The organism is Bartonella sp. SL320 (assembly GCF_059687635.1).
Genome location: NZ_CM185143.1, coordinates 1785970 through 1809251, shown reverse-complemented (window position 1 = coordinate 1809251; position 23282 = coordinate 1785970). Strand labels below are relative to the sequence as shown.

The following is a 23282-nucleotide window of genomic DNA, read 5'->3' as shown; positions in this document are numbered from 1 at the left end:
TTCTCTATGTTTAAAGATTAAAGTGTTATGGTAAAGGAAATTGGAATCTTGAACCTGCCTTCATTTTTAAGGAGTATATTTATGAAATTGAACTTTATCACGCTGTTTTTAGCATCAGCTTTATTGGCAAGTACAAGTTTAGGGGTGAGCGCCCAAGAAAATTTGAATTCATCGTCGAATGATTTAAAGACTTTGGAGAAAGCTTCTGAAAAAGCTGTTTCACCTTCTCATGTTATGGCTGTTATTGATGGGAAGGATATTACAGCAGGCCAATTAGATGATTTAGCGCTTGAAATAAATCCTAATTTAGCACGTTTTCCTGATGAACAACGTCGTATGATGGTTTTAAAAGCTTATTTGGATATGCAGGCACTTGCAAAAGCAGCAAAAAGCAAAGGTCTTGATAAGACAGAAGCTTACGATAAACGCATGGCAGTTATGCGTGACAATGTGCTTCAGCAGCTTTATTTTAAGCAAGCGATTGTTGACAAAATTTCGGATGCTGATTTGGAAGCTCTTTACAAAAAGGAAATTGCTGCTTTACCTAAAGAAGATGAAGTTAAAGCCCGTCATATTTTGGTCAAAACGAGAAAAGAAGCAGAATCTATCATTAAGCATTTAAATAAAGGCGAAAATTTTGAAGAGATTGCAAAGAAAAGTTCAACAGATGGTTCTGCTGCTGTTGGAGGTGATCTTGGTTATTTTAGCCATGGTCAAATGGTTAAGCCTTTTGAAGATGCTGCATTTGGTCTAAAAGTTGGCGAATACACGAAACAGCCCGTTGAAAGTCCTTTTGGTTGGCATATTATTAAATTAGAAGATCGTCGTGTAAAACAACCTCCTGTATTTGATGATGTTAAAGAGATGTTGCGTACACAATTGATAAAAAAGCACTATCAAGAACTCATTGTTGATTTGCGGAGCAAGATAGATGTGAAATATCCTGATCCTAATGTTGCAAAAATCATGGAATCGCTTAATCAAAATGGGACGTTGCTTCCCGATGAAACATCCGATGAAGAAGATACGGAATAATAAGGAAAAATAAGAAGATAGTCTTTTTAATAGAGAGTTTGCTAGGTTTATTTTTTCAAAAAAACCTAGCAGTTTTCTATAAGAGAGTATCAATTTTGCAATTATTTTATTTGTTTTTATAGAAAGCATATTGTGGTTTTAAAAATATCTCCTTTGGCGCCTCAAAACATCCAAGAGCTTTCCCCATTATCTGGTGTGCGGATAGCAACGGCTAAAGCTGGGATTAAATATAAAGATCGCACAGATCTTCTTTTTATTATATTTGATAAGCCAGTGAGTGTGGCAGGTGTTTTTACACGTTCAAAGTGTCCTTCTGCTCCTGTAGAGCACAGTCGTGCATCGCTTTCCCATGGGGTTGCAAGGGGTATTGTTGTAAATTCTGGAAATGCCAATGCTTTTACAGGAAGCAAAGGAAAAAATACAACCAATGAAATCATCTGTGCAGCAGCAAACACTTTAAAGGTGAGAGAAAATGAAATTTTTATAGCTTCTACGGGTGTTATTGGTGAGCCAATGGATGCATCGGGTATTGTCAATCTTTTACCCAGTATGGCAGAGACAGCAGAAGAGAAAAATTGGTTGGAAGCTGCAAAAGCCATAATGACAACCGACACATTTCCAAAACTTGCTACGCGTACTTTTGATTGTGGGGGGGTAAATATTACCATTCATGGAATTGCAAAAGGAGCTGGTATGATTGCTCCTGATATGGCAACAATGCTATCGTTTGTGGTTAGTGATGCGACGATTTCTTCGGATATGCTTCAATCCATGTTATCAGAAGCCGTTGAAGGTTCTTTCAATTCGATTACTGTTGATAGCGATACCTCGACTTCAGATACGCTTATGGTATTTGCGACAGGAAAAGAAAGTTTTCCTCCCCTTACAAGTCAATCAGATCCACGTTATAAGATTTTTTTGAAACAATTGAATTCACTTCTGCATGAACTTGCGCTCCAAGTTGTATGTGATGGTGAAGGTGCGCGTCATTTAATTGAAGTGAATGTGCGTGGTGCGACAACCAACAATGCAGCGAAAACGATTGCTTTATCCATTGCAAATTCACCGCTTGTAAAAACGGCTATTGCCGGTGAAGATGCAAATTGGGGGCGAGTCGTTATGGCAGTTGGAAAGGCCGGTGTTGAAGTTGATCGTGATCTATTGACGATTTGGTTTGGTGAGCATCGTGTGGCAGTGAATGGCGAACGAGACCCTGCATATTGTGAAGAGACAGTAGGTTCTTATATGCAAGGTAAACACATTACAATTCGTGTTGATATTGGTTTGGGTGAGGGCACAGCAACGGTTTGGTCTTGCGACTTAACAGAAGAGTACGTTATGATCAATAGCGATTATAGAAGTTAACGGATGCACTCTCTAATATTTAACGGCTGCTTATTTTTTAAGAGAATGAGATATATGAATTCTTTTTGAGGTAAGGGAATATGATAAAAAGGGACAGTTATATTCTCATGGGAGAGCGATATGAGTATAAGCGATATAGGTATAAAAAATTCCCTTCTTCTTGTTGTTGCTTGCGCACTGTTAGATCAAAATAATCGTGTTTTGCTTACCAAACGTCCTGAAGGAAAATCACTGGCTGGTTTATGGGAGTTTCCTGGTGGAAAGGTTGAGCAAGGTGAAACTCCAGAGATCTCACTGATTCGTGAGCTAGAAGAAGAGCTTGGTGTGTATGTTCAGGCAAGTAATTTACACCCTTTAACGTTTGCGAGCCATAGCTATGAAAAGTTTCACCTCTTAATGCCATTGTATCTTTGTGACCAATACGAGGGAGTTGCACAAGGGCGAGAGGGACAAAGTTTAGAATGGGTTTTTATGAATGATCTCGATAAATATCCTATGCCGGATGCTGATAAACCATTGGTTCAGGTATTAAAAAATTATCTTTTTAATGTGTTATAAGAAGGCAAGATTATTTAAATATAAGGATTTATTGATAATCTTTCATATTAAATGGGAAAGCTCAGTCTCGTAAAATCTGTTTCATGCTCAATCAATGAAAACTATGTTTTTTGTATACTCCAAGCAGAGAGAGCTAGGTGGATAAGCGATTTAAGAAAGACATGAAATTCATTCTGAAAGAACGCCCTCCAACAGTCAAGGGGTTATAGCAACATTAATAATTGACAAAATTTATAATGATGGCGTTAAATATTTCATAAGCATAAAATGGTCGAAGATAATGGATTTATACTTTTTCATATATTGTTGTGAGGTGAGATTGGGGGCACTGAGAGATATAAGGGGCATTTATTTCATGAAATATCGATAATAGAAGAAATTTCACAAGATTCTTTAAAAAGAAGATGTTTTGAGCTTATTATGAGAGATTATTTTACATGACCCAATAATTTAAGCGCCATCGTAATACAATTTAGTATAATAACATATTGTTTTATATGAGTAAATTTTTTCTCTTGATGCTTTATTCATTCAAAAAAAATTCAATAACGTACGAAGAGTGGTGTGTCATTTAAAAAATAATTTTAAAACGAATAAAATGCACGATAAATATAAAAAATTATACAGTGAGTCTGTCAATAAATTTTTGCACTCTTTAAAATAGGCAAGTATTAATAAAGGCTTCTCAATCAATATTAAATCTAAGCTTTAAGAAAAGATTAAAAGATATTTCTTTTAATCAAAGGAGACACATCTTTCACATAAATATAGAGCTCCATTTCTTTGATATTCGTGAGCCTGTTTTTTTAAAAGACATATCTCTCAACACATTTAAGCCCCTTTCGCGTTGGTTTTTCGTGAAGAGCATAACGTTCAAGCTCCCTATGGAAATAATATAAAGTTTATTAAGCACTATCCTTTTTACGCTTAATATTCAAAGAGCACGCCGGCGCTATTTTATGCTCTGTCAGTCCCAATTTTACGACAGCTCTCATATTCGGCCTTAGTATTCGAGAACATTCATAAGAGCTATTCTTTTCTTAATCATTTTTATTCACATCCCCCCTTGCTTGTGACGCACAAGCGGATGATTGCGATGAATTCAACATAAAATAATTTACTCTATAATAAAAACACTCAATCATTTGTTTTTATAGGGGGGACTAAATTTCTTGAATTGGACGGCGTTTTGCGATGGGATATCGTTGATATGTTTGAGCAATACGTGTAATGACTTCCTCTAGTGGTTCAATCATAACGTCCATAGAGAAGCCATTTGCATGAATAATATTTTCATGATCAACCATAATAGCAACATGACCTTGCCAAAAAATCAAATCACCTCGTTGAAGTTTATCACTGTCTGAGAGTTGATTTCCTATAGTTTCTCGCTGCATATCAGTATCACGTAAAACCATTTGACCGGTCATTATCATAGAGAGCTGGATGAGTCCTGAACAATCAATTCCGAAACCGCTGACACCACCCCAAAGATAAGGTGTCCGGATAAACATTTCAGCAACCGTAACATAATCCTCATACACACGTCCAATGGGGCTGAGATGGGTTGCAATGATTGCTTTTCCGTTTTCAAGTATAGAATACATGGTTTTACGGACTTCAACTTCATCAACAACAGTTACTTTACTTCCCATGGATAAAGGATATTCCATTGGTCCACGCAAATCAGCTTGGAAATATTGAAAAGTACGTGGGACTGAAACGATATGTGTTTGCTTTACAGTCGATGTACAAAGCGCTTTGGTTTCAATATAACCAACATAATTATCTTTGAGAGATTGTACCCACGACATGGTTTCTCCGTGTTCAAAGATAAGAAGTTCTTCCCCGAATAAGCACTCCGTCTGCATTTCGCTTTTTTTATTGTTTTCTTTAAACAATCCAGCGACAGGGACATTAACACGTCTTTTTTCACCTTTAGCAAAACGCTGAGCTGTAATTTCTCCTTCAAGACGTTGATCTGCTAGATCTTCTCTAAAAGCATGTAACCTTGGATCTTTAGAGATCATCTTTTCATTTTTCATCTTTAAACAAACTCATGAAAACTATATTGATAAGATTTTTAGCTTCAAATAAAACCAAAAACACAGTCTCAAGAAGGGTGCAATTCTTCTTGAAACTGCAGCATTGTTCATCTTTATGGATATTTTGTGTCAAACTTCATTTTTTAAAATATTATAAAGGGCACGAATAGTTTGTGCAGATCCCCCCACAGGGTATCCTGGTTTTTCTTTTGGAACCCATCCAAAAAGGTCGAAATGCGCAAAATGTTTAGCTTTTTCAACAAAAGAATTAAGAAATAAAGCAGCCACTATAGAGCCAGCAAAGCTATTTCCAGTTACATTGTTAAGATCAGCAATGGGTGATGATAACATCTCTTGGTAAGGTTTCCAAAGGGGCATTTGCCAAAGAGGATCAGAAACAGCGTGAGCCGATTCAGAAATTTGTTGTGCCCATATTGAATCATTACAATAAAATGCAGGAAGATCAGGCCCTAATGCGATACGTGCTGCCCCCGTTAAAGTAGCCATGCAAAGCATGAATTCTGGACTTTCTTCATCACCATAGGCAAGCGCATCGGCAAGAACAAGTCGTCCTTCGGCATCTGTATTCCCCACTTCAACACTTAAGCCTTTACGGCTTTTAAGAATATCACCTGGTCGGTAAGCATTCGCAGAAATTGCATTTTCTACAGCAGGAATCAAAACACGTAGACGGAAAGGCAATTTTGCATCCATGATCAGTTTAGCCAATCCTAAAACGTTTGCTCCACCTCCCATATCTTTTTTCATAAGCAACATGTTATTGGCTGATTTAATATCCAGCCCCCCCGTATCAAAAGTTACACCTTTGCCTACCAACGTTATTTTAGGATGATGTTCTTGTCCCCAGTGTAATTCAATCAGTCGTGGTGCCGTGCTGCCTGCGCGTCCTACGGCATGAATCATCGGAAAGTTATGGGTTAAGAGATCATCTCCACGAATGCTTTGGACATGAGCACCATATGTTTTTCCTAGTTTTCGTGCTTCTTCTTCAAGCATATCAGGATTCATATCATTGGCTGGGATATTAATAAGATCACGGACGAAAAAGATAGCTTCATAAAGTCGTTGGAGTTCATTAAGATCAACGGCTTCATTGACATGGATGGATAATGATTTGAAAGAAGAATTTTGACGATAACGATTAAATTGATAGCTTCCCAGTGCCAATCCAAGATAGGCATTTATTTCATCAGAGGTTTCACCTTCTAAATGCCATTGACCAGCAGGAAGTTTTTGAGAAAGCAAACCTGTGATAAAGGGATCATTACCGTTGCCAATTCCAAATAAAACTTTTTTTAAATGTCCCGTTTCGTGAGGAACAAAGAGTATTTGTCCTGCTTTTCCAGTAAAATCATTAACTTTTATCCATGCTGTTGTTGAAGCATCAAGTGATAAGTTAGCAAGGTTTTGTTGGCTTACCAAGATGATAGGGCAACTGTTATCAATACGTGCTGAGATAAAATGAATAGAGTGCTGGTGCATAGTTATGAGATCCTTATAGTCGTCTAAGCGCGACATACTCGACCAAATGATTTTTTCCCTTTCGTAGAATGAGATTAGACCGTGGTCGTGTTGGCAATATATTTTCTTGTAAATTTTTTAGATTAATCGTTTGCCAAAGATCCTCAGCGATTTTTGAGGCTTCTTTTTCATTGAGCAGGGCATAACGATGAAAGTAGGATTCAGGATTTTGAAAAGCTGTTTTACACAAACGTTTAAAGCGCTCCAAATACCAGTGACGAATGACTTCGGTTTCAGCATCGACATAAATTGAAAAGTCAAAAAAATCTGATACAAAAGGAATAGCTTTTCCATCTTTAGGAAGATCACTGACCTGTAATACATTAATACCTTCAACAATTAAAATATCAGGACGGTCAATGGTAATTGTCTGATTTTCTAGAACATCATAGGCCATATGTGAGTAAAGTGGGGCGCGGACATTCCCAATACCTGCTTTTATAGCTGAAAGAAAGTGCAGCAATTTTTTAATATCATAGGAATCAGGAAATCCTTTACGATTCATACGATTTTTTTGCTGTAAGATTGCGTTAGGATAGAGAAAACCATCCGTTGTGATAAGATCCACTTTAAGGCTAGATGTCCAACGTTTCAACAATTCTTGAAGAATACGAGCGGTGGTTGATTTTCCGACCGCTACAGAACCTGCAATTCCAATAAGAAAGGGCGTTTTTTTATTCTCTTCTTGATGGAGAAACTGTTGTCGTTTGTGAAAAAGCTCTTGTACTGCTTCAACATGGCATGAAAGAAGACGCGATAAAGAAAGATAAATGCGTTGGACTTCTTCAAGATCAATGGGATCATCAATAGAGCGTAAACGTTTAATTTCATCAAAAGTCAAAGTGAGAGGTGTGTCCGCACGAAACTCTGACCATTCTTGTGCCGTAAAAACAAGATAGGGTGAATATCGGTCAGAAATAGATTTGACCAGATTATCTTCTTGATTAATTTTTTGTATAGCCATACCAATCATTTATATTTGTTGATATTTTTTGCCGCAGCAATCGATGAAAAACAAATAGGTAAAAAACTTTGTGTTCAAATAAATTTTGTTTTTCATGCTCTCTTCTTTAAGATAATAAATCACTTCTCGCTAGCTTATTGTCCAGTCGTTCCAGTGTGCACGGATTTGTGTCAATGAGTTTCCTTGTGCCAAAAATGCCCATAAAAGGAGACGCGCTTTTACGGCAGATAAATAACCAGACATGAGAGCACCAGAAGCAATCATATCTATTTCCGAGCCTTTATAGCCATAAGTTATACGAGTTGTTGAGCCATTACAACAACGACTAGCAATAATAATTGGTATTTTTTGTGCATATTGTTGTACAAGATCTGCTTCTTGAAAACTACAATGTCCTGCACCAAAACCAGCGATAACAAGTCCAGCATAATCCCCACTTTCAAGGCAGAGTTTCATTAATTTGGCATCAGATGATAAAGAGGAATGGAGGAGTGCAATTTGATGATCGTGATTTTGGGGAAGATCAAACGTTGTCGGAAAAAACTTTCGATCATTAAAATAAATGAGTTTTCCCTCTAAAATCGTTCCTAAAATACCTGAGAGACCTGATTGAAATGTTTCAACTTTGACGGTATGGCTTTTATAGAGCCAATAAGGTGAATGAATTGTATCGTTGATGACAACGAGAACGCCTCTGTTACGACTTTGTGGGGAAGCTGCAACACGCGTTGCTGCTAAAATATTAGCAGGTCCATCAGCGCCTGCCTCAAGAGGGGTGCGCATAGCACCGGTTATGATGAGTGGTTCAGCTTCCTTCCAATAAAGAGAAAGAAAAAAAGCTGTTTCTTCTAGAGTATCAGTTCCTTGCGTTAAAACAATCCCTGTTGCACCAGCGTTTATTTGCTGTTTTCCCCACTCGATTATTTCAAAAAGAATTTTAAAAGATAAAGATCCACTTGGTATTTGCATTAATGTTTGTGCATGAATATCAGCAACGCTATTTAAGTCAGGAACACTTTTTATGAGGCTATCTGAAGTTAAAGTTGGCTGCATGTGACCAAAACGATCAGCAGTCATTGCAATTGTTCCACCTAAGGTTCCTATGGCTATTTTTTTCATCATTTTCCTCTAAAAGGCACAAACTGTTTATATAAGGCTACTTAGCAGTAATTTACATTGACAACAATGGTATCATTTTTTCAATTTTAATAAATTGAGTTATGCTGAATCATTGTGTTTTGCTTTATATGTTCTTAAATAGGACAATAGTAATTGAATTTAATATTGTATGCAAAGCAATCAATATTAAAAAATAAAGTTAATATTAAGGAGTCTCCTTATGACAGAACATAAGCCAGACATAATGTATGGTACAACAATTATTACGGTACGAAAAGGTGACAAAGTGGTGATGGCTGGCGATGGTCAGGTTTCTCTTGGACAGACGATTATGAAAGGTAATGCACGTAAAGTCCGTCGTCTTGGGAAGAGTGGAGCGGTTATTGCTGGTTTTGCAGGTGCTACGGCAGATGCCTTCACATTATTGGAAAGATTGGAAACAAAGCTTGAGCAATATCCTGATCAGCTTATGCGTGCATGTGTAGAGCTTGCGAAGGACTGGCGAACAGATCGCTATTTGCGTCGTCTTGAAGCAATGATGCTCGTGGCTGATAAAAAAGTAACTTTGGCTCTAACAGGGCTTGGTGATGTCTTAGAACCAGAAGATGGGGTTATGGCTATTGGCTCTGGAGGAAATTTTGCTCTTTCAGCAGCACGAGCACTCATCGACTTGGATTTGGATGCCGAAACGATTGCTCGTAAAGCGATGGCGATTGCCGCTAAAATTTGTGTTTACACCAATGATCATTTTACAATTGAAACATTGGATGCAGAATTATCTTCTTTAGAGAAAGCTATTTAAATGTGTGTTGTATTTTCCCCTCGTGAAACTGTTTCTGAACTTGATCGTTTTATTATTGGCCAAAATGATGCCAAACGTTCTGTAGCTATTGCACTGCGCAATCGGTGGCGTAGACAACAGCTTGATGAGCCGATGCGTGAAGAAGTTATGCCAAAAAATATTTTAATGATAGGGCCAACAGGTGTTGGTAAAACAGGGATTGCACGTCGATTAGCAAAACTTTCTGGAGCACCCTTCGTGAAAGTAGAAGCGACTAAATTTACTGAAGTTGGTTATGTGGGGCGCGACGTTGAACAAATTATTCGAGACCTTGTTGAAATCGCTGTTTCTCTTGTGCGTGAAAAAAAACGCGATGAAATAAAAGAAAAAGCTCACATGAATGCTGAGGAGCGTGTTTTAGATGCCCTTGTTGGTAAAACAGCAAGTCCCGCTACCCGTGATAGTTTTCGCAAAAAATTGCGTGAAGGTGAATTAGATGAGAAAGAGATTGAAATAGAAGTCGCCGATAATAATAGCAATAGTGCTTCAACCTTTGATATTCCTGGTATGCCTGGGGCGCAAATGGGGATTATGAATTTATCCGATATTTTGGGCAAAATGGGTAGTCGTACAAAAGTCCGCAAAACGACAGTAAGGGATGCTTTTAAACCGCTCATTGATGACGAATCTGAAAAACTCCTTGATCAGGAACAAATTATTCAAGAAGCGCTGCGTGTTGCTGAAAATGACGGTATTGTTTTTATCGATGAGATTGATAAAATTGCATCCAGAGATGGAGGCGCAAGTGCTGCAGTTTCACGTGAAGGTGTTCAACGTGATCTTTTGCCTTTGGTTGAAGGAACAACAATTGCGACAAAATATGGGCAAATTAAAACAGATCATATTCTTTTTATCGCCTCTGGTGCATTTCATGTTTCCAAACCCTCTGATTTATTACCGGAGCTTCAAGGGCGTTTGCCTATCCGCGTAGAACTAAACCCTTTAACAAGGGAAGATTTACGACGCATTCTAACCGAACCAGAAGCGAGTTTGATTAAACAATATATTGCTCTTATGGCAACAGAAGAGGTTCATTTGGAAATTACCGATGATGCAATTGATGCTTTAGCAGATATTGCTGTGGATTTAAATGCAAGGATTGAAAACATAGGGGCACGTCGCTTGCAAACGGTGATGGAGCGTGTTTTGGATGAGATTTCTTTCACGGCGCCCGATAAAGCTGGAACATCGTTTAAAATTGATGCTGCTTATGTGAAAAAATCTATTGGTGAACTTGCTGCTGATATCGATCTTTCCCGTTTTATTCTTTAGAGGTATCGCTTGTTTTGCTTATCTTTGTGCTTGGATAATTTTAAAGCCATGGGCTTGTTCATGTATCAACACTGTACGGAAAATATCTTTTAAGAGTGTTTCATAAGGGAGATGGCGGTTTGCAACAAGAAGCAGACTGCCATTTGGTTTTAGGCATTTTGCAGCATTTATAATAAAGTATTTTCCTAAGGAAACATCTGTTTTTTGTTGTGTGTGAAATGGTGGATTTGAAATGATTGTATCATACAGGTTTATGATAGGCTCATGCACAAGGTCATGCCAATAAAAGTGAATTGGAAAAGGAGCTTTTATGGGATTAAGGTGCTGTTTTGCTGCTTTCAAAGCATTGTAATCGGCTTCATAAAGATCAAGAGTTTCCAGCTTTACATTGCTTTTAAGGGCAGCGTGAGAAAGATAGCCCCAGCCCGCTCCAAAATCAGCCGTTTTCCCAGAAATAATTTTGAGCATATAAGAAGCAAGTGCTGCAGATCCTGGATCAATACGACCGTGTGAGAACATACCAGGAGTGGTTTGAAAGTTATCAAAAGAAAGCGGTGGTGAGCGCCATTGGGCAATATTCTGTTTCTCTATTTTTTGAGGAACTTGTAGCCAAAATACAAGACCATGATTTTTAGACAATTTATCGGTAATGGGAACAATATTTTTAACCCATTTCATCATTGAAGCAGCACCAGCCGTTTTATTCCCACTGACCACAATCCATCCATTGGGTTTAACGCATTCTAATAAATCAAGAAAACAATTTTGGTTAAAACCACGATATTTTCCCAACTGTAAAAATGCTCCATCATAGAGGGAAGTTTTATCTATTTGAGGAGAGCAATGAAATTGAGTATCGACAAATTTTAAAAAATCTGGTCGCCAAGGCGTGATAATTTTTAAATTTTGGGCCCATTTTTGAGCAGGGATTTCCGTTAAACCGAAACTTAGCCAACATTGGTGTGGATCTGGATAAGGGAGTACTTGATTTTCAAAAGGTAAAAATAATAACACATGTGGTTCTTTCAAAGAAAAATGCCACTCCAATGTTGGGATGGCATTTCATGATTACGATAAGAAGAAAAGATTACGCTTCTTTTTTCTTCCGACGGCGCTTATTTTCAGATTGTTTTTTTTCATCTATGCACTTTTCTTCTTTCACCGATTGATCATCGGTAATTTCTTTTCCGGTTTCTTGATCAACAACCTTCATTGATAAGCGAACTTTTCCACGCTCATCAAAGCCCATGAGTTTAACCCAAACTTTATCACCTTCTTTAACCACATCTGTTGTTTTTGTGACGCGTTCTGATGCCAGTTGAGAGATATGAACGAGTCCATCACGAGAACCAAAGAAGTTTATAAACGCACCAAAGTCTGCAGTTTTTACAACTGTTCCTTGGTAGATAGCGCCAACTTCGGGCTCATCGACAATAGAATGAATCCAGCGTTTTGCTGCTTCAATGGTTTTAGCATCCGCAGAAGCAATTTTAATGGTACCATCATCTTCAATATTAATTTTTGCTCCAGTTTGTTCCACAATTTCTCGAATAACCTTACCACCAGAGCCGATAACATCACGGATTTTATCAACAGAAATATTCATTACTTCAATTCGTGGAGAAAATTCACTCAGTTCAGCTCGTGCGCTGGTTAAAGCTTTCGCCATTTCGTTAAGGATATGGATTCGGCCACCTTTGGCTTGTTCCAGTGCGATTTTCATAATCTCTTCGGTAATACCGTCAATTTTGATATCCATTTGCAAAGCAGTAATACCATTTTCTGTTCCTGCGACTTTAAAATCCATATCTCCAAGATGATCTTCATCGCCTAAAATATCAGACAGAACCGCAAAGCGTTCTCCTTCTTTAATCAAGCCCATGGCAATACCTGCAACGGGGCGTGCTAAAGGAACACCAGCATCCATGAGAGCAAGCGACGTTCCACAAACTGTTGCCATAGAAGAAGATCCATTGGATTCAGTAATTTCTGAGACAGCACGAATGGTATAAGGAAAAGATTCTTTTGTTGGCAGCATGGGGTGAATGGCTCGCCATGCCAATTTGCCATGTCCAATTTCACGACGACCAGGAGAACCAAGGCGTCCTGTTTCACCCACTGAAAAGGGTGGAAAATTGTAATGGAGAAGGAATGTTTCCTTGTACATCCCCGTTAATGCATCCACATATTGTTCATCTTCACCAGTCCCCAATGTTGCAACGACAATCGCTTGTGTTTCTCCACGGGTAAAGAGTGCTGATCCATGTGTACGGGGCAAAATACTTACTTCTGATTGGATAGGGCGCACGGTAGAAAGATTGCGTCCATCAATACGCTTTTCTGTATCAAGAATGTTTCCACGAACAATTTTTGCTTGCAACTGTTTAAATACGGTTGCAATTTGGTCCGTACTGAATTGACAGTTTTCTTCTGTTTCTGGCATAAATTTATTAATGATTTCTGTTTTTAGTGCATCAATTGCAGCATAACGTTCTTGCTTATCAGTAATTGTGTAAGCTTTTCGTATATCCTGTTCTGCCATTTCCTGCATCGCTTTTTCAAGTTCAGAAAGATCTTCTGGAACAAAATCACGAGGATCTTTTGCAGCAACTTCAGCAAGCTTGATAATGGCATCAATGACAGGTTGAAGGCCTTTGTGACCGAACATCACAGCACCCAGCATGATATCTTCCGGCAATTCTTGTGCTTCTGATTCAACCATCAATACAGCACTGTCTGTTCCAGCAACCACAAGATCAAGTTTTGATTCAGGCATTTCATCGATATGAGGATTGAGAACATATTGTCCGTTGCAATAGCCAACGCGAGCACCCGCTATCGGCCCCATGAAAGGCACTCCCGACAGGGTCAATGCGGCAGAGGATGCAATCATCGCAAGGATATCGGGATTATTTTCAAGATCATGCTGTATAACAGAAACAATGACTTGTGTATCATTTTTATAACCCTCAACGAAAAGGGGACGAATTGGACGATCAATCAAACGTGAAACCAAAGTTTCATTTTCACTTGGACGACTTTCCCGTTTTAAATAGCCACCAGGTATTCGACCAACAGCATAGGATTTTTCTTGATAATTAACGGTGAGCGGAAAAAAGTCCTGGTCTGGTTTTGGGCTTTTTGCCGATACGACGGTTGCTAAAACCATTGTTTCTCCATAGGTAGCAATCACTGCACCATCAGCTTGACGCGCTATTTTCCCTGTTTCAAGGGTGAGCGGACGTCCGGCCCATTCAATTTCTATCTTGTGCGTTTTGAACATTTTTTATCCTTAATGACCAGTGTTTAAATCTTTGATTGTGCACATTCTGGTTTTGCGTAGCATATTTCTAAGCTCTAAGGTGGACAACATACTTTCAATGTGTTGAGAGAAGAGAGAAGTAAATCATATTAAATACGAAAGACGAGCAATCCTATCCCATAATAACTTGTCAGTTTTTAAAATTTTTAACTAAAAGTAATATGTTAAAAAAATGGGGAGTTTTTTACATCACCCCATTTTTCTTTTAGCGACGCAAACCTAACTTCTTGATAAGTGTCTGATAACGATTTTGGTCAACTCCTTTAAGATAATCAAGAAGGCGCCGGCGTTGAGACACCATCTTCAAAAGACCACGACGCGAATGATTATCCTTTTTGTGAGATTTAAAGTGGTTTGTTAAATTAGAAATACGTTCAGAAAGTACAGCAATCTGTACTTCTGGTGATCCTGTATCACCAACTTTGGTCGCGTATTCTGCGACAAGAGCTTGTTTACGTTCAGCTGTAATCGACATCGTATTATCCTTTCCAAAAACGAAGAAACATAAAGTCACCCATAGCCGAGATGTCGTTCAGCAAGGGTCTACGAAAAAATAAGAAGAGTCGAAGACTCCTACCTACTTTCGCCTTTATATAGGAAAGAAGGTTAAAATACTAGTCCTTTACAGCACTTTGAAGTCTTTCTTTAAATAAAGGCTTTTATTTTGAAATATTGATTTAAATAAAGTTTTATGAGAGTTTTTTAAAGAATTATGCATCCTTTTGATACAAAGATTATAAGAGAGAGTGTGTGTGATAACAAAAGTAATCAATACCGATTTGGAGGAAAAAGATGCAGAGCATTTCAACATTAAGACTTTTTCGTAATTCGGTATTTCGAAATTTATGGTCATCTACTCTTATTTCTAATTTAGGGGGGCTGATACAGGCTGTTGGAGCAGGGTGGTTAATGGCGCTAATTAGTTCTTCGCATTCCATGGTTGGGCTTGTTCAAAGTGCGACAACGTTACCACTTGTTATGTTTTCTTTGATGGCAGGAGCATTAGCGGACAATTTTAATCGGCGTCAAATTATGTTGTGCGCACAGATTATGATGATGGTCATATCCATGAGTTTAGCTGTTTTAGCTTATATGGGACTTTTAACACCTTGGCTTTTGTTATGTTTTACGTTTTTGATTGGATGCGGCACAGCTTTTTATAATCCTTCTTGGCAAGCAACAATAGGAGATATTGTAAGTCGGGAAAATATTCCTGCTGCTGTGAGCTTGAATAGCGTTGGTTTTAATTTAATGCGCAGTGTGGGGCCTGCTATTGGAGGGGCCATCATTGCAACTTTGGGGGCATCTGCTGCTTTTTTGTTTAATGCTATAAGCTATATTCCTCTTATTGGCGCATTATTTTTCTGGAAATCAAATTATGAAAACAACCCATTGCCAAGAGAAAGACTTCTAGGGGCTGTTTCAGATGGTTTGCGTTATGTTGCGATGTCACCTAATCTCTTGAATATTATGGTTCGAGCGTTCTTTTTTGGTATAGGGGCTATTTCGATTTTAGCTCTTTTGCCAATTGTTGCACATAAAGTTCTGGGAGGAAGTGCCCTTCTTTATGGTACATTGCTTGGTTGTTTTGGGTTAGGAGCCATGACAGCAGGGATTACGAATGCATTTATACGGCATCATTTTCGTCCAGAAACCATTATTGTAAGTGCATTTATTGGTTTTGCTTTTTCTTGCTTTTTATTAGGAATAAGTCGTTCACTAATTGTAAGCCATATTGCTTTATTTCCTGCAGGCCTATGTTGGGTTTTGGCATTATCATTGTTTAATACATCTGTACAACTCTCTACACCACGATGGGTTGTAGCACGTGCTTTAGCACTCTATCAAACAGCATCTTATGGAGGGATGGCGGCTGGAAGTGCAATTTGGGGCGCTTTGGCTGATGGTTATTCTCCAACAATTGCTTTGAGTATTTGTTCTCTATTCTTGATTTTTGGTGCTCTTGCAGGGGTAAAATTTAGAATTCAAGAAATTCCACAGATAGATCTAAATCCTCTCGATCATTTTAGAGAGCCGGAACTCTTACTCGATCTAAAAGCAAGAAGTGGCCCGATCATGATCATGATCGATTATCAAATTCATGAAAATGATCTGGAAGAGTTTCTCAAAGTGATGACGCATAGACGCCATATTCGTTTACGTGATGGTGCGCGTCAATGGGTCCTTTTACGAGATCTTGAAAGACCTGAATATTGGACAGAGGCGTATCATATGCCAACATGGGTAGATTATCTACGTCATAATCATCGTCGTACAAAAGCGGACGCTGAAGTTAATAAGCGTCTGCGTCATTTAAATTGTGCCCCTAACGGTATAAGGGTGCACCGCATGATTGAACGGCAAACAATACCCCAACCCGATGAGATGCTTTTAAAAGCTTCTTCTGAGCATCTCCCTTAAGTTTAAAACAGTTCTTAAATAGGGTCATATTACTTTTGAACAATTGGTTCGCATAAGAACAACAATAAAAATTGGTTTTTTAGTAATTAATATATTGATTTGTAGTGATTATTTTTGTTTTTATGTTGCGTAATAGTTTTGAAAATCTTAAGCTTTTCTTCTTTCTAGTCTGTTTATTTTACTTCATATTGAGACAGTAAAACTATTTTCTTATACATTACGGGGGGCTGGCGTGTGGATAAAAACGATAAAAAAAGGAAAGTCTCTTATTAAATTCATTTCAAATGCAAGGGGTGTTGCAACATTAGGGGATAGCAAAGTGTATGGTGGTGTTGTCTTATCGCTCTATTTTTCAAGTTTTGATATGAATAAGGTGAGTGTAGATAAATGAAAAGAACCATATTTCTCTTAATTTGATAGAGAGCAATATCTTCCAACAAAAGACAGTTATAAGAAAGAAACACTTAAATTGTAAAAATCCGCTTTGGTTTAAAGAGACCTTTGTCGAGAATGCCAATAGCAAGAAGTTGTTCCTTATAGAGGAGACAAACCTCCTCTGCATCAAGAAGTGTTTTATGAGTACACAAAGGAATAGAATGTCCTCTCATAACTCTCTGTGCCTGGGTTTCGGTAAGCGGATAATGAGGGAGACAATCTAATGCAGCTCCTGTTTCAATGAGCAGTTCATCGAGTGTTGAGAAATCTTTTTCAAAAAAACGCTCATTTTCATCTGTGGTATTTTTATTTGGCGATATTGCTTCTTTTAGTTCATCCCATGTAATGAGATCCTCTTCATCAAAAGGTGCAACGGCAATACGTCTTAAGTCAGCGATATGTCCATAGCAACCCAGATCACGTCCCATATCACGTGCTAGCGAGCGCACATAGGTTCCTTTTCCGCACGTTATTTCAAAGACAGAATACTCTTTGGTAGGCATTTCTATTAATTTGAAAGTTTCTATTTCCACTTCACGGGGCGCAATTTCAACGACTTCCCCTTCACGGGCTAGATCATAGGCACGATTTCCAGCAATTTTGATGGCTGAAAATTGTGGGGGTATTTGCAAAATAATACCTGTATATTGCGGGAGCAGAGCCAGTATTTCTTCTTGTGTTGGACGTTTGAGAGATGTTTTCGTTATTTCTCCTTCTAGATCATCTGTTGAACGTTCTTGTCCCCAAGCGATATGAAAACGATAAGTTTTTTTGCCTTGCATCACGTAAGGAACGGTTTTGGTTGCTTCGCCTAAGGCAATGGGAAGAAGACCAGAAGCAAGAGGATCAAGTGTACCTGCATGTCCTGCTTTTTGTGCATGAAAGAGCCATTTAATTTGTGAGACAGCTTCTGTTGATTTCATTCCTTTTGGTTTATCAAATATGACCCAGCCAGAAACAGGACGCCCTTTTTTTTTGCGTTGCCGTGCCATTTCTTTAATCCTCATCTTTATTGTGATGAAAATCACGCGCAACCTCAGGTGATCGGAGGAGGGCATCAATTTTTGAAAAATTATCAAAACTATTATCAAGTCTAAAACGCAGTTCTGGCATATATTTCATTTGTCGCAATGCATGACTAATTTCTCCACGGAGAAAACGACTATGCTTATTGAGGGCATCAACGACATCGGTATGGGCAGTATTTTTAAGCGTGTTGAGAGGTGATACAAAGCAAGTTGCAATTTTTAAATCTGGTGACATGCGTACTTCAGAGACAGAAATGACACTATCTTTTAAGATATCATCAAACAAAATATTACGCTGTAGTATATGTGCTACAGCATGACGTACTTGCTCTGCTACTCTGAGTTGCCGTTGTGATGGCCCTGCATTTTTCATCAAAGTTTTGTCCTTGCTCCAAAACCTCTTCTTTGATCATCCAAATAAGGAAAAAAAGAGACATTGTGATAGAATTCCAATAACTTTCCTCATTTTAAAATAGAGTAAAGTTATTGGATTATTTTATAATGTGCGATTAATATGTTCGATACGGAAGGTTTCAATAATGTCTCCTGCGCGCATATCTTCATAATTTTCAAAGGCTATTCCACATTCTTGACCACTTTGTACTTCATTGACTTCATCTTTAAAGCGTTTAAGTGTTTTTAATTTTCCTTCGTGAATAACGATATTATCGCGAATAAGGCGGACACCGGCTCCTCGCTCTATTTTACCTTCTGTAACACGACACCCAGCGACTTTTCCGATTTTTGTAATATTAAAGACTTCTAGAATTTCAGCATTACCAAGGAAAGTTTCACGCTGTTCTGGTGAGAGCAACCCAGACATGGCCGCTTTGATATCATCAACAAGATCATAAATGATGTTATAATAACGAATTTCAATTCCTTGTGTTTTTGCAAAATCACGCGCTTGTTTATTGGCTCGAACATTAAAGCCAATCACAGCGGAGTTAGAAGCTTCGGCAAGAGAAATATCACTTTCGGTAATTCCTCCGGCACCAGAATGTACAACACGCGCACGAACCTCATCATTTCCTAGCTTCTCCAATGCTGAAGCGATTGCTTCAATGGATCCTTGCACATCCCCTTTGATAATAAGAGAAAACTCCTTAACACCAGTCGTTTGCAATTTTGTCATCATCTGCTCAAGTGAACCACGCGAGCCGGTTTGTCGAGCAACAGCTTTATCACGCGCTAATCGCTGACGATATTCAGAAATTTCGCGTGCTTTTGCTTCATGCGTGACAACAGCAAAACGATCTCCAGCTTGAGGTGTTCCTTGCATGCCTAAAATTTCAATCGGTGTAGAAGGAACGGCTTCTTTGACATGGCGACCATGGTCGTCAATCAAAGCACGCACACGCCCCCATTCATTTCCAGCAACGATAATATCAGAAGGATGCAATGTCCCTTTTTGAACAAGAACGGTTGCAACAGATCCACGTCCACGATCCAATTTCGCTTCGATGACAACACCTTCTGCAGTTCGCTGAGGATCTGCTTTCAGATCAAGCATTTCAGCCTGAAGAAGGATAGCTTCAAGAAGTTTATCAAGGTTTTGACCCGTTTTAGCAGAAACTTCAACGTCCAAAGTTTCACCGCCCATCGTTTCAACAAATACTTCATGTTGTAAAAGTTCTGTACGCACTTTTTGTGCATTTGCAGCTGGTTTATCAATTTTGTTGATAGCAACAATAATAGGTACACCAGCAGCTTTAGCGTGATTAATTGATTCAATCGTTTGCGGCATAACACTATCATCAGCGGCAACAACAAGAACAGCAATATCGGTAACACGAGCTCCACGGGCACGCATAGCGGTAAATGCAGCATGTCCCGGTGTATCAATAAAGGTAATTTTTTGACCGTTTTGTTCTACTTGATAGGCTCCAATATGCTGCGTAATACCACCTGCTTCACCAGACACAACATTGGCTTTGCGAATAGCATCGAGAAGAGAAGTTTTTCCGTGGTCAACATGACCCATAATGGTTACAACAGGGGGACGTTGCTGCATATTCTGAGGATTATCTGTTATATTAAAGATACCTTCCTCTACATCAGATTCTAAAACACGTTTAACCGTATGGCCAAATTCAACAGCGATGAGTTCAGCAACATCTGCATCAATAACATCGCCAGGTTTCATCATTTGTCCTTGTTTCATCAAGAATTTAATAACATCAACGGAACGCTCCGTCATACGTTGTGCGAGCTCTTGAATGGTTATCGTCTCAGGAAGTACAACTTCACGAGAAATTTTTTCTCTTGGTTCTTGGTTTTGTGCACGCTTAAACTTTTCTTGTCTGCGCCGCATTGCAGCCATTGAGCGTCCACGCGCACTTCCTTCTTCGTCCAGTGCGCTATTAAGAGTTAGTTTTCCACGGCGCCGTTCATCAGCTCCTTTGACAACTTTTGGTGCACGTATTTCTGATTTACCAGGATTAGCACGTCGGCTATACCGTTCCTCCTCTTTATCTTCATCTATTTTGCGCTTTTCAACCGCAGGTGCATTTTTAGGTGCAACAGGAATCTCTACCTGTTCAATAAGAGGGGGCTCAGAGAGAACAGGTGAAATGTGTACCGGCTGTTTTTCTTCTTCTTGTTTGTGCTGTATTTCTTTTTCTTTAATTTCTTTCTGTAAAATTTCTTCACGCTCTTTAGCGCGTCTTGCTTCTTCTTCGGCTTTTTCTCGCGTTATTCTTTCTTGAATATGTGCTTCTTCTAACGCGCGAAGTCTTGCTTCCATTTCAGCCGATGAAAGATTACTTTTAGCGGCAGATTCTTGAGGTTTTTTTTCCTCAAAACGCGGTTTAGAGCGTTGGGGGGCTACATGCGGCTTTGTAATAGGCTGAAGGGTTTCAGCTTTTTCATCAGGCCGCGTAATTTTACGTCGTTTGGTTTCAACAACGACAGCCTTTGTACGGCCATGACTAAAATTTTGTTTGACCGTGCTTGTTTCCAAGACAGACCGCTTGAGAGTTAGTGTCTTCTTGTTTGTTATTTTGTCGTTGTTATTTTCACTCATTGTACTTCCTTCACGGCTTGAGCCGTCATCTCACCGGGCTTACTATGCTTGTCATCACGATAGCTGATCAATTTATATGTTGTTTTGAGAAATCCTTCAGCAGCCTTTGTGTCCAATAAGGCTGCGTGCATGACAGGATTAGAGCCAAAAGCCACGCGCATTTCATCACTTGTAAATAAAGATATAGTTTTTATTGTCCGATTTGTTTGTTGTTGTATTGTATGGATAGCTTGTGCAATTTTTCGTTTTCCATCTTCTGTTGTTTCTTTAGCATGAAGTACAAGAATAGCTTGACCGGAGCGGATAGCAGCATCAACCTTCGTTGCTCCCATGACAACTGCTCCCGCTTTTCTTGCCAAAGAAAGGCTTGAAAGAGCAGCTTTGAGTAAAAGCGTATCAACAATATGCGCAAGATTTGGTACAACCTCAACATCTGTTTTAAAACTTTTATGAAAAGCTTTCTGTTTGATCGCTTTCTCAATAACAGTGTGATGAGCAGAAATCCAAACGCCGCGCCCTGGTAAATTCGCTTTAAGATCAGGGACAATTTGGTTATTGGGACCAATAACAAAACGGATCAGCGTTTGTGCTGAAGCATTTTGTCGAGTCACAATGCAAGTCCGTTCATTCATTTAAAGTGTATCCACATCCAAATCATCTGTTTTTTCATTTTCTGCAGAATTTTCATCTTCTACTTCTACAGGACTTTCTGTAACAAGATCAGCTGGGTCTATCCATCCTGCTTGTACACGTGCAGCTAAAACCATAGCTTCTGCATCTGCGCGTGTAATGTCAAAAGGGGTTAAAACACCAGAAAAGTTTTGCGTCTGACCTTCTTTGCGTTCTCTCCAACCCGCCAAATCATCAACGGCATAGCCAGCAAAATCCTCCATTGTTTTTACACCATCCTCACCCACAGCAACTAGCATAGCACTTGTCATTCCAGGAAGTGTTCGTAATTCGTCAGAAACGCCGAGCTTTCTGCGTTTTTCATCAAGTTCTTTTTCTTTATGATCAAGATATTCGCGCGCTCGATTTTGGATTTCAGCGGCGGTATCATGGTCAAAACCATCAATAGAAGCGATTTCCTCAAGATCAATATAGGCAATTTCTTCAATAGAAGAAAAACCTTCTGACGCCATAACTTGTCCGATCATTTCGTCAACTTCTAAGGCTTCCATAAATAATTTACTCCGTTCAGTAAATTCTTTTTGACGATTTTCAGATTCTTCCTTTTCCGTTAAAATATCAATGTTCCATCCAGTTAGCTGCGAAGCTAAACGAACATTTTGCCCACGTCGTCCAATAGCAAGGCTAAGTTGGTCATCCGGCACAATAACTTCAATGCGCTCAGCATCTTCATCAAGGATGATTTTAGAAACTTCAGCAGGTTGCAAGGCATTCACAACAAATGTTGCAGCATCAGGCGACCAAGGAATAATATCAATTTTTTCGCCTTGTAATTCTGCAACAACTGCTTGTACACGACTTCCTCGCATCCCCACACATGCACCAACAGGATCAATGGAACCATCGCGTGAAACAACAGCAATTTTGGCTCGTGAACCTGGATCACGAGCAACCGATTTGATTTCTATAATACCATCATAAATTTCTGGAACTTCCATGGTAAAAAGTTTTACCATAAATTGAGGATGTGTGCGTGAAAGGAAAATCTGTGGTCCACGTGTTTCACGGTGTACATCATTGACAAAGGCACGAATACGGTCTCCATAGCGGAAAGATTCACGGGGGATTAATTCATCACGGCGTACAATGGCCTCACCACGCCCCAAATCAACGATAACATTGCCATATTCCACACGTTTGACTGTACCAGAAATAATTTCACCAACTTTATTTTTAAATTCTTCATATTGCTGATCACGCTCTGCGTCACGTACTTTTTGTACAATAACTTGTTTAGCAGATTGTGCTGCGATACGTCCAAAATCCATAGGAGGTAAAGGATCAGCAAAAAAATCACCAACTTTTGCTTCTGCTTGACGTTTGAGTGCATCTGACAAAGTAATTTCCGCTGTATAGTCTTCAACAACATCAACGATTTTAAGCAGGCGTTGTAATTTAATTTCACCTGTTTTGGAATTTATTTCAGCACGTATATTGGTTTCTTGACCATAACGAGAACGTGCTGCTTTCTGAATCGCATCCGCCATCGCAGAAATGACAATTTCACGGTCGATTGACTTTTCACGTGCAACAGCATCTGCAATTTGCAGAATTTCAAGCCTGTTAGCGCTTGTAGCCATCAATTTTCTCCTTCTTTGTGCCACACGATGGGTATTCCCC

The 23282-nt window shown here is 39.0% G+C and carries 19 protein-coding genes; 7 read left to right on the top strand and 12 right to left on the bottom strand.

What is annotated here, in order from left to right; translation table 11 throughout:
- The first annotated feature begins 81 nt into the window (after positions 1 to 81).
- The 3 genes from AC6ER8_RS07440 to mutT all read left to right on the top strand — a co-directional run bounded on the left by AC6ER8_RS07440 (position 82) and on the right by mutT (position 2958).
- Entirely contained in the window at positions 82 to 1035 is a 954-nt protein-coding gene (locus AC6ER8_RS07440; RefSeq protein WP_497078071.1) for a peptidylprolyl isomerase, read from the top strand.
- A 132-nt stretch (positions 1036 to 1167) separates the two neighbouring features.
- A complete protein-coding gene (gene argJ / locus AC6ER8_RS07435; RefSeq protein WP_497078069.1) occupies positions 1168 to 2400 on the top strand; it encodes a bifunctional glutamate N-acetyltransferase/amino-acid acetyltransferase ArgJ in 1233 nt (410 codons plus the stop codon).
- A gap of 135 nt (positions 2401 to 2535) precedes the next feature.
- Positions 2536 to 2958, top strand: coding sequence for an 8-oxo-dGTP diphosphatase MutT (gene mutT, locus AC6ER8_RS07430; protein ID WP_497079672.1), 423 nt, complete (start codon positions 2536 to 2538; stop codon positions 2956 to 2958).
- 1163 nt (positions 2959 to 4121) lie between these two features.
- Here mutT and AC6ER8_RS07425 read toward each other — a convergent pair.
- The 4 genes from AC6ER8_RS07425 to AC6ER8_RS07410 all read right to left on the bottom strand — a co-directional run bounded on the left by AC6ER8_RS07425 (position 4122) and on the right by AC6ER8_RS07410 (position 8628).
- Positions 4122 to 4988 (bottom strand): C40 family peptidase, encoded by an 867-nt coding sequence (locus AC6ER8_RS07425; protein ID WP_497079671.1) that lies wholly within the window; start codon positions 4986 to 4988, stop codon positions 4122 to 4124.
- A gap of 144 nt (positions 4989 to 5132) precedes the next feature.
- On the bottom strand, positions 5133 to 6506 hold the full coding sequence (locus AC6ER8_RS07420) for a leucyl aminopeptidase family protein (protein ID WP_497078067.1): 1374 nt from the start codon (positions 6504 to 6506) through the stop codon (positions 5133 to 5135).
- Positions 6507 to 6519: 13 nt separating this feature from the next.
- Positions 6520 to 7464, bottom strand: a complete 945-nt coding sequence (gene coaA, locus AC6ER8_RS07415; RefSeq protein WP_497079669.1) for a type I pantothenate kinase — start codon at positions 7462 to 7464, stop codon at positions 6520 to 6522.
- Between the two features lie 174 nt (positions 7465 to 7638).
- A complete protein-coding gene (locus AC6ER8_RS07410) occupies positions 7639 to 8628 on the bottom strand; it encodes an asparaginase (protein ID WP_497079668.1) in 990 nt (329 codons plus the stop codon).
- 220 nt (positions 8629 to 8848) lie between these two features.
- Here AC6ER8_RS07410 and hslV point away from each other — a divergent pair, with 220 nt between their 5' ends.
- Together hslV and hslU are read left to right on the top strand one after the other, a co-directional pair.
- Positions 8849 to 9430: an ATP-dependent protease subunit HslV gene (gene hslV / locus AC6ER8_RS07405; RefSeq protein ID WP_497078065.1), complete on the top strand. Its 582-nt coding sequence runs from the start codon at positions 8849 to 8851 to the stop codon at positions 9428 to 9430.
- Complete coding sequence (gene hslU / locus AC6ER8_RS07400; protein WP_497073725.1) at positions 9431 to 10741, top strand: ATP-dependent protease ATPase subunit HslU; 1311 nt, start codon at positions 9431 to 9433, stop codon at positions 10739 to 10741.
- A gap of 18 nt (positions 10742 to 10759) precedes the next feature.
- Here hslU and AC6ER8_RS07395 read toward each other — a convergent pair whose 3' ends face one another.
- From AC6ER8_RS07395 to rpsO, 3 genes are all read right to left on the bottom strand, one after another.
- A complete protein-coding gene (locus AC6ER8_RS07395) occupies positions 10760 to 11755 on the bottom strand; it encodes a class I SAM-dependent methyltransferase (RefSeq protein WP_497078063.1) in 996 nt (331 codons plus the stop codon).
- 73 nt (positions 11756 to 11828) lie between these two features.
- Positions 11829 to 14024, bottom strand: a complete 2196-nt coding sequence (gene pnp, locus AC6ER8_RS07390; RefSeq protein ID WP_497078061.1) for a polyribonucleotide nucleotidyltransferase — start codon at positions 14022 to 14024, stop codon at positions 11829 to 11831.
- Positions 14025 to 14268: 244 nt separating this feature from the next.
- Positions 14269 to 14538 (bottom strand): 30S ribosomal protein S15, encoded by a 270-nt coding sequence (gene rpsO, locus AC6ER8_RS07385; protein WP_142415910.1) that lies wholly within the window; start codon positions 14536 to 14538, stop codon positions 14269 to 14271.
- Between the two features lie 317 nt (positions 14539 to 14855).
- Here rpsO and AC6ER8_RS07380 point away from each other — a divergent pair, with 317 nt between their 5' ends.
- Both AC6ER8_RS07380 and AC6ER8_RS07375 read left to right on the top strand, forming a co-directional pair.
- Positions 14856 to 16484 carry an MFS transporter gene (locus AC6ER8_RS07380; RefSeq protein ID WP_497078059.1) on the top strand — a complete coding sequence of 543 codons (1629 nt, stop codon included), beginning with the start codon at positions 14856 to 14858 and terminating at the stop codon, positions 16482 to 16484.
- 232 nt (positions 16485 to 16716) lie between these two features.
- Positions 16717 to 16875 (top strand): hypothetical protein, encoded by a 159-nt coding sequence (locus AC6ER8_RS07375; RefSeq protein ID WP_497078057.1) that lies wholly within the window; start codon positions 16717 to 16719, stop codon positions 16873 to 16875.
- A 73-nt stretch (positions 16876 to 16948) separates the two neighbouring features.
- Here the strand turns inward: AC6ER8_RS07375 and truB are convergent, their stop codons facing one another.
- The 5 genes from truB to nusA form a co-directional block, all read right to left on the bottom strand.
- Positions 16949 to 17911: a tRNA pseudouridine(55) synthase TruB gene (gene truB, locus AC6ER8_RS07370; protein WP_497078055.1), complete on the bottom strand. Its 963-nt coding sequence runs from the start codon at positions 17909 to 17911 to the stop codon at positions 16949 to 16951.
- Positions 17912 to 17915: 4 nt separating this feature from the next.
- A complete protein-coding gene (gene rbfA / locus AC6ER8_RS07365) occupies positions 17916 to 18320 on the bottom strand; it encodes a 30S ribosome-binding factor RbfA (RefSeq protein WP_497078053.1) in 405 nt (134 codons plus the stop codon).
- A 123-nt stretch (positions 18321 to 18443) separates the two neighbouring features.
- The gene (infB, locus tag AC6ER8_RS07360; RefSeq protein WP_497078051.1) at positions 18444 to 20972 is read right to left on the bottom strand and encodes a translation initiation factor IF-2; all 2529 of its coding nucleotides are present in this window, start codon (positions 20970 to 20972) and stop codon (positions 18444 to 18446) included.
- The gene (locus AC6ER8_RS07355; protein ID WP_497078049.1) at positions 20969 to 21604 is read right to left on the bottom strand and encodes an RNA-binding protein; all 636 of its coding nucleotides are present in this window, start codon (positions 21602 to 21604) and stop codon (positions 20969 to 20971) included. Before AC6ER8_RS07355 ends, infB begins: the two co-directional genes overlap by 4 nt.
- Positions 21605 to 23242 (bottom strand): transcription termination factor NusA, encoded by a 1638-nt coding sequence (nusA, locus tag AC6ER8_RS07350; RefSeq protein WP_497078047.1) that lies wholly within the window; start codon positions 23240 to 23242, stop codon positions 21605 to 21607. It lies immediately after the preceding gene.
- Positions 23243 to 23282: the final 40 nt, after the last annotated feature.

Coding starts and splice junctions, on each gene's coding strand:
- AC6ER8_RS07440 (WP_497078071.1), top strand. CDS start 82: ATGAAATTGAACTTTATCACGCTGTTTTTAGCATCAGCTTTATTGGCA.
- AC6ER8_RS07425 (WP_497079671.1), bottom strand. CDS start 4,988: ATGATCTCTAAAGATCCAAGGTTACATGCTTTTAGAGAAGATCTAGCA.
- AC6ER8_RS07420 (WP_497078067.1), bottom strand. CDS start 6,506: ATGCACCAGCACTCTATTCATTTTATCTCAGCACGTATTGATAACAGT.
- AC6ER8_RS07410 (WP_497079668.1), bottom strand. CDS start 8,628: ATGAAAAAAATAGCCATAGGAACCTTAGGTGGAACAATTGCAATGACT.
- hslV (WP_497078065.1), top strand. CDS start 8,849: ATGACAGAACATAAGCCAGACATAATGTATGGTACAACAATTATTACG.
- hslU (WP_497073725.1), top strand. CDS start 9,431: ATGTGTGTTGTATTTTCCCCTCGTGAAACTGTTTCTGAACTTGATCGT.
- pnp (WP_497078061.1), bottom strand. CDS start 14,024: ATGTTCAAAACGCACAAGATAGAAATTGAATGGGCCGGACGTCCGCTC.
- rpsO (WP_142415910.1), bottom strand. CDS start 14,538: ATGTCGATTACAGCTGAACGTAAACAAGCTCTTGTCGCAGAATACGCG.
- AC6ER8_RS07380 (WP_497078059.1), top strand. CDS start 14,856: ATGCAGAGCATTTCAACATTAAGACTTTTTCGTAATTCGGTATTTCGA.
- truB (WP_497078055.1), bottom strand. CDS start 17,911: ATGGCACGGCAACGCAAAAAAAAAGGGCGTCCTGTTTCTGGCTGGGTC.
- rbfA (WP_497078053.1), bottom strand. CDS start 18,320: ATGAAAAATGCAGGGCCATCACAACGGCAACTCAGAGTAGCAGAGCAA.
- infB (WP_497078051.1), bottom strand. CDS start 20,972: ATGAGTGAAAATAACAACGACAAAATAACAAACAAGAAGACACTAACT.
- AC6ER8_RS07355 (WP_497078049.1), bottom strand. CDS start 21,604: ATGAATGAACGGACTTGCATTGTGACTCGACAAAATGCTTCAGCACAA.
- nusA (WP_497078047.1), bottom strand. CDS start 23,242: ATGGCTACAAGCGCTAACAGGCTTGAAATTCTGCAAATTGCAGATGCT.